Here is a 5,723-nt window from a genome sequence, read left to right as displayed (position 1 = left end):
ACCGATCATCGTAAATAATCCATCAGATCTGCCCGATCCAAGTAAAATAGATTTTGTTGAGGAGCCCTATATTAAGGCGACTATCATCACCAAATCTGATTATGTTGGGCCGGTAATGTCGCTTTGTATCCAAAAACGCGGTTCTATAGTCAACCAGTCGTACCTGACTTCCGATCGTGTGGAACTGGTATTTGAACTGCCAATGGGCGAGATCGTATTTGATTTTTATGATAAGCTAAAAACCATTTCAAAAGGATACGCTTCATTTGATTATCACCAGATAGGTTACCGACAGTCGGACCTGGTGCGTTTGGATATCCGTTTAAATGCCGAGCCTGTTGATGCATTATCATCATTGATATTCAGGGGAAACTCCTATGATTTTGGTAAAAAGATCTGCGAAAAACTGAAAGAGCTTATTCCCCGCCAGCAGTTTGAGATCATTATACAGGCTTCCATAGGTGCCAAGATCATTGCCCGCGAAACAGTTAAAGCCTTGCGTAAGGATGTTACCGCCAAGTGTTATGGCGGTGATATTTCCCGTAAACGTAAACTATTAGAAAAACAGAAAAAAGGTAAAAAACGCATGCGCCAGGTTGGGAACGTAGAGATACCACAATCGGCGTTTATGGCGGTTTTGAAATTAGATTAAGCCCCCCAGCCCCCTGAAGGGGGAGCTTTTTGATAAGCAAGGTTGGCTGATAATATAAAATTATACACTATCGTTCCCCCTTTAGGGGGTTAGGGGGCTATATGCAATTACTCGACGGAAAATACGTATCAGAAAAACTTAAGATTGAAATAGCCGAAGCGGCAGCTAAAATATTGGCAGAAACCGGCAGGCAACCGCATTTGGTTGCAGTTTTGGTGGGCCATGACGGCGGCAGCGAAACCTATGTGGCCAGCAAGATTAAAAATTGTGAAAAGGTAGGTTTTAAATCAACCCTGGTGCGCTTTGAAGATACAGTTACAGAAGACGAGTTACTAAAAAAAGTAGAAGAATTAAATGCCGACGCCGATATCGATGGTATTATTGTACAACTCCCCCTGCCCAAACACATCGACCCTGAAAAAGTAACTGAGCGTATCGACCACCGCAAAGATGTGGATGGCTTTCACCCGGTTAATTTAGGGCGCATGCAACGCAACCTGCCCTCATTTATACCAGCTACGCCCTATGGCATCACCCTGATGCTTAAGGAATATGGCATTGATACCGTTGGCAAGCATTGTGTAGTAGTTGGCAGGAGCAATATTGTAGGCTCGCCCATGAGTATCTTAATGGCCCGTAATACAACACCGGGCAACTGTACAGTTACCATTTGCCACAGCCGTACACCCGATATTAAAAAATTCACGTTAGATGCCGATATCCTGATTGTAGCTATAGGTAAAAAGAATTTCATTACTGCCGATATGGTTAAAGATGGTGTGGTAGTTATAGATGTAGGTATGAACCGTGAAACATCCGCCCTAACAAAATCTGGCTTTAAGCTGTATGGCGATGTCGACTTTGAAAATGTGGCGCCCAAAGCGTCATGGATAACCCCGGTACCGGGTGGTGTAGGTTTAATGACTATTATAGGCTTATTGAAGAATACTTTGGCTTCGGCAAATAAAGAGGTGTATAGTTAAGCTGGTGATTGATTGGGTTATGTGATGGAATATCCAAACCCAATCAACTACAATTATTTAAATGCCTGCTTTATTTTATCCCAAACGGAACTGATACGAACATAAATATCATTTTCTCTAATATCAACCTCATAAGTTTCTACAAAATCATTCTGCCCTTCCCCTCCTTTTCCGGTGGCCAAATTGTAGGTGTAACGATGATAAGGACAAACAATTTTCCCTTTAACGCATAACCCTTCACTCAGGTCAAAACCAGCATGCGGACAAATAGCCGCTATTGCATATATTTCGCCCTCAAAACCAACAAGGCATATGCTTTTGGTGCCTGCCTTGACTTTTTTAATGAAGGGTTTGTTGATGTCTTTTATGTCTGGGATTTTATACCACTTCATCTATTAAAAATCAATCTTCAGGTTCATAACAGATGGGTTTTTAATCACCTCATCCATATTGGTAACCAGCGTAACACTTYGCCTGTCGGCAGAGAGTACTGCTTTTGAGTTATTGAGTTTTTTTATCGGTTTCGCAAAATTTAGTATCACTTTATAAGGCATATCTATCAGCATAGCTTTGGCCATCATGAAGGTTGACTGCGTTTTTTTTAAAAACGCGTTGAACTTAGCTTTATCAACTATCCGGTAAAATTTATGGGGAGTTATATCGTACGAATAATAATCCTGTCCTACTACCATCTGTTTAGCATCAAGGGCCTTATTTGTTTTAGGATTGTTTGAAAAAGCGCTGATCTGACTGTTAAGCGCAATTTTCGACACATTTTGAAGGTAATATTTAAGATCGGCTGCATTTTTTGCAGTGTGATTAATTGCCACTTTCATGATGCTCTTTTTCAGGTTCATATGCACCGTCAAATCACTGCTGCTGGCCAGCGCTATCTCGGCGGCGTTCATTTTTTGCTGTGTGCTATCGGGCATGGCGCTATAAAAATTGAGCGTAGTATCCTTAACCAAGCTAAACTGGGGTGTTTCCTTTACCGAATCGGACACAAGATTTACCAAAACAGAAACCGCTTTGCTCATATCAAATCCGTATGCCACAACACAACTGCCATCACTTTTAAAGTTATAACGCTCCTCAATATCTACACAGGAACTTAAACATAGCACGGCCAAAAAAATAATCGGAAGGTAAAGTTTTTTCATTGCGCTAAAGGATTTTAAAAGTTAGTTAAGGTTTCATGATGCTAATTTACAATTCAAAAACTATTATTCCCACAGTTACAGGCACTTAAATATAAATTAGCGCTAATAATTAAACAATGATAGGTAAAAGAACAAAATGTTTAAACGTTTTACGCTGTGTTTACCATTCAACTTTATGCTTTCGGCTTATTTAGGTACTTTTGCAAAATATTATGGCACACCAAATTCCAGACGATGGCACGCTGCTTCCTTTAATGGAAGAATTTTACACGATACAGGGCGAAGGATATAATACAGGCAAAGCTGCATATTTTATACGCCTGGGCGGATGCGATGTAGGCTGCCACTGGTGCGACGTAAAAGAAAGCTGGGATGCAGAACTGCATCCGCTTACCGCATCCGACACGATAGTGACCAACGCGGCTAAACATCCTTCAAAAGCTGTTGTAGTTACCGGCGGCGAACCACTGATATATAATCTTGATTATTTAACCACCCAACTGCATGAACGCGGCATAAAAACCTTTATTGAAACTTCAGGTGCTTATCCCCTGTCTGGTGATTGGGACTGGATCTGCCTTTCTCCAAAAAAATTCAAAGCACCCATACCTCACGTAGCCGAAAATGCGCATGAATTAAAGGTGATCGTATTCAATAAATCGGATTTTGTTTGGGCAGAATATCATGCCAAAATGGTCTCTCCTGATTGTAAGTTGTATTTACAGCCCGAATGGTCGAAGTCGAAAGAAATGACCCCACTTATAGTTGATTATGTAATGAATAACCCGCAGTGGGAAATATCATTGCAAACGCATAAATATTTGAATATTCCGTAATATTTGTAACTTACGTTATAAATTATTGTACCAAACGGATGAGAATTTTAATTGTCTCGGCCTTGTTATTTTTCCTTTCTGTTACTGCATGGTCTCAGCAGAGGCAGTACTCTACTAAAAATAGTGATGCCATAAAGTATTTTTCCATTGCCAACCAAAATCTTGATGAGCATGTTTACGATGAGGCAATTGAAAATCTTCAAAAAGCTATAAGTGAAGATTCAAAATTCATTGAAGCACATGCGCTATTAGGCGATGTTTTACGAATGCGGCACCTGTATAAACAAGCTATCGTACAATACCTTAAAGTAATTGAGATTAATCCTGGTTTTAACAGATCTGTCTACCTCAAAATAGGCGAGACAGAGATTTATGAAGCTAAATATCAACAGGCTCAGCAACATCTTGAAAAATACCTTACTTACCCGGATATTACACCACAAAATAACGCATTAGCTCAAAAACTGCTGGCTGATGCAAAGTTTAGTATCGAGGCCATACAACACCCTGTAGCTTTTAAGCCTGTTAATATGGGGGCTAATATTAACACCGCTAATGACGAATACCTGCCTGTTGCAACAGCGGATGAAGGCATGCTGATATTTACCAGGAAGATTAACAATAATGAAGATTTTTACAAAAGCCTGAAAGCTAATGGCAAATGGGATACAGCTACTTATCTTAGCGATCAGATAAATACAGATAGATATAACGAAGGTGCACAATCTATATCGCAGGATGGTAAATTTTTGTTTTTTACAGGATGTAACCGTCCCGATGGTCGTGGCCGTTGCGATATTTATATAGCACAAAAAAAAGGTGATGACTGGGGTAAACCCTTTGATTTAAATAGCCCGTTAAATACTTCGGGGTGGGAATCGCAGCCATCTATAAGTGCCGACGGACGCACACTTTACTTTGTAAGTAATAAAAAAGGCGGATATGGAGGCTATGACATTTGGAAATCAATATTAACGGACAAAGGCTGGGGCGAACCCGAGAATCTTGGGCCAAATATTAATACGGCTTATGATGAACAGTCGCCATTTATTCATGCGGATGATAGTACACTTTATTTTGGCTCAAACGGATGGCCCGGATTGGGCAATAAAGATCTTTTCGTAAGTCGTTTGGGTAAAGATGGTAAATGGCAAAAGCCGGCGAATCTTGGTTATCCCATTAACACTAATGGTGATGAGAATGGGCTAACACTTACTGCTTATGGGAATTATGCCTTTTTTGCCTCAGATAACCTGAATGGTTATGGTGGATATGATATTTATACATTTGAATTGCCTGCAAATTTACGACCGCACATTGTAACTTACGTAAAAGGGAATGTAAACGACGCTAAAACCAAAGAACCGCTGGAGGCGGCCGTTGAGATCATTGATCTGCAAAGTAACCTTCCTGTTTACCAGGACTATAGTAGTATAGATGAAGGTGACTTTTTGGCAACCCTCACTTCGGGCAAAAACTATGGCTTAAATATCTCGAAGAGCGGCTACCTGTTTTACTCCGAAAATTTTTCACTGATAGGATATAAAGAGCAGAAACCTTTTCATATTAAAGCCCTGCTATCTCCTATTGAGGTTGGCAACAAAGTAATATTAAAGAATATCTTTTTCGATACTAACAAATTCGACCTCCAAAACGAATCGAAGGCGGAACTATCTAAACTGATAGAGTTTTTAAATGTAAACCCAACGGTACGTGTTGAGATATCCGGGCACACGGATAATGTAGGCGCCATTCAGTTTAACCAAACACTGTCCGAAAACAGGGCCAGGTCGGTTTATCAGTACCTGGTAGCTAACGGAATAGCAGCAGTCCGTCTTGTTTTTAAAGGATATGGTGAAACGCAGCCTATTTCACCAAATACCACAGATGAAGGAAAGGCATTGAACAGGAGGACAGAGTTTATGATCATAGCGAAATAAATAATCAATTCGCATGAATTTTGGGAAAGGCCTTATACTAACAATCCCCAACTTACAGAACATTTCTGCGGGTTGGGGATTGCTTCATATGTGGGTGGAGAGAAATTAAAAGTCAATACCTTAATTTCCCATTTCTGATAGGAATTTTATCC

6 protein-coding genes are annotated in these 5,723 nt (G+C 40.2%); 4 read left to right on the top strand and 2 right to left on the bottom strand.

All coding sequences use genetic code 11. The features are described 5' to 3' along the window. Positions 1 to 652, top strand: a 652-nt coding sequence (locus tag AC1DPZ_RS20730; RefSeq protein ID WP_477406975.1) for an elongation factor 4 family protein, incomplete at its 5' end; no start/stop codon positions are given. Between the two features lie 101 nt (positions 653 to 753). Beyond that, positions 754 to 1,635, top strand: coding sequence for a bifunctional 5,10-methylenetetrahydrofolate dehydrogenase/5,10-methenyltetrahydrofolate cyclohydrolase (locus tag AC1DPZ_RS20725; protein ID WP_477406973.1), 882 nt, complete (start codon positions 754 to 756; stop codon positions 1,633 to 1,635). Between the two features lie 53 nt (positions 1,636 to 1,688). Here AC1DPZ_RS20725 and AC1DPZ_RS20720 read toward each other — a convergent pair whose 3' ends face one another. Beyond that, on the bottom strand, positions 1,689 to 2,027 hold the full coding sequence (locus AC1DPZ_RS20720) for a Rieske (2Fe-2S) protein (protein WP_477406971.1): 339 nt from the start codon (positions 2,025 to 2,027) through the stop codon (positions 1,689 to 1,691). 3 nt (positions 2,028 to 2,030) lie between these two features. After that, positions 2,031 to 2,795, bottom strand: a complete 765-nt coding sequence (locus tag AC1DPZ_RS20715) for a hypothetical protein (protein ID WP_477406969.1) — start codon at positions 2,793 to 2,795, stop codon at positions 2,031 to 2,033. A 212-nt stretch (positions 2,796 to 3,007) separates the two neighbouring features. On the opposite strand from AC1DPZ_RS20715, the gene AC1DPZ_RS20710 reads away from it, so the two are divergent. Next, on the top strand, positions 3,008 to 3,631 hold the full coding sequence (locus tag AC1DPZ_RS20710; protein ID WP_477406967.1) for a 7-carboxy-7-deazaguanine synthase QueE: 624 nt from the start codon (positions 3,008 to 3,010) through the stop codon (positions 3,629 to 3,631). Between the two features lie 38 nt (positions 3,632 to 3,669). Further along, entirely contained in the window at positions 3,670 to 5,571 is a 1,902-nt protein-coding gene (locus AC1DPZ_RS20705) for an OmpA family protein (RefSeq protein WP_477406965.1), read from the top strand. Positions 5,572 to 5,723 lie beyond the last annotated feature (152 nt).

The sequence above is a fragment of the Mucilaginibacter sp. P4_G9 genome, assembly GCF_056400985.1.
This window is presented reverse-complemented; position numbering and strand designations above follow the sequence as displayed.

What these genes read in the sequence shown, in the direction of transcription:
- AC1DPZ_RS20725 (WP_477406973.1), top strand. Translation starts at nt 754, where the DNA reads ATGCAATTACTCGACGGAAAATACGTATCAGAAAAACTTAAGATTGAA.
- AC1DPZ_RS20720 (WP_477406971.1), bottom strand. Translation starts at nt 2,027, where the DNA reads ATGAAGTGGTATAAAATCCCAGACATAAAAGACATCAACAAACCCTTC.
- AC1DPZ_RS20710 (WP_477406967.1), top strand. Translation starts at nt 3,008, where the DNA reads ATGGCACACCAAATTCCAGACGATGGCACGCTGCTTCCTTTAATGGAA.
- AC1DPZ_RS20705 (WP_477406965.1), top strand. Translation starts at nt 3,670, where the DNA reads ATGAGAATTTTAATTGTCTCGGCCTTGTTATTTTTCCTTTCTGTTACT.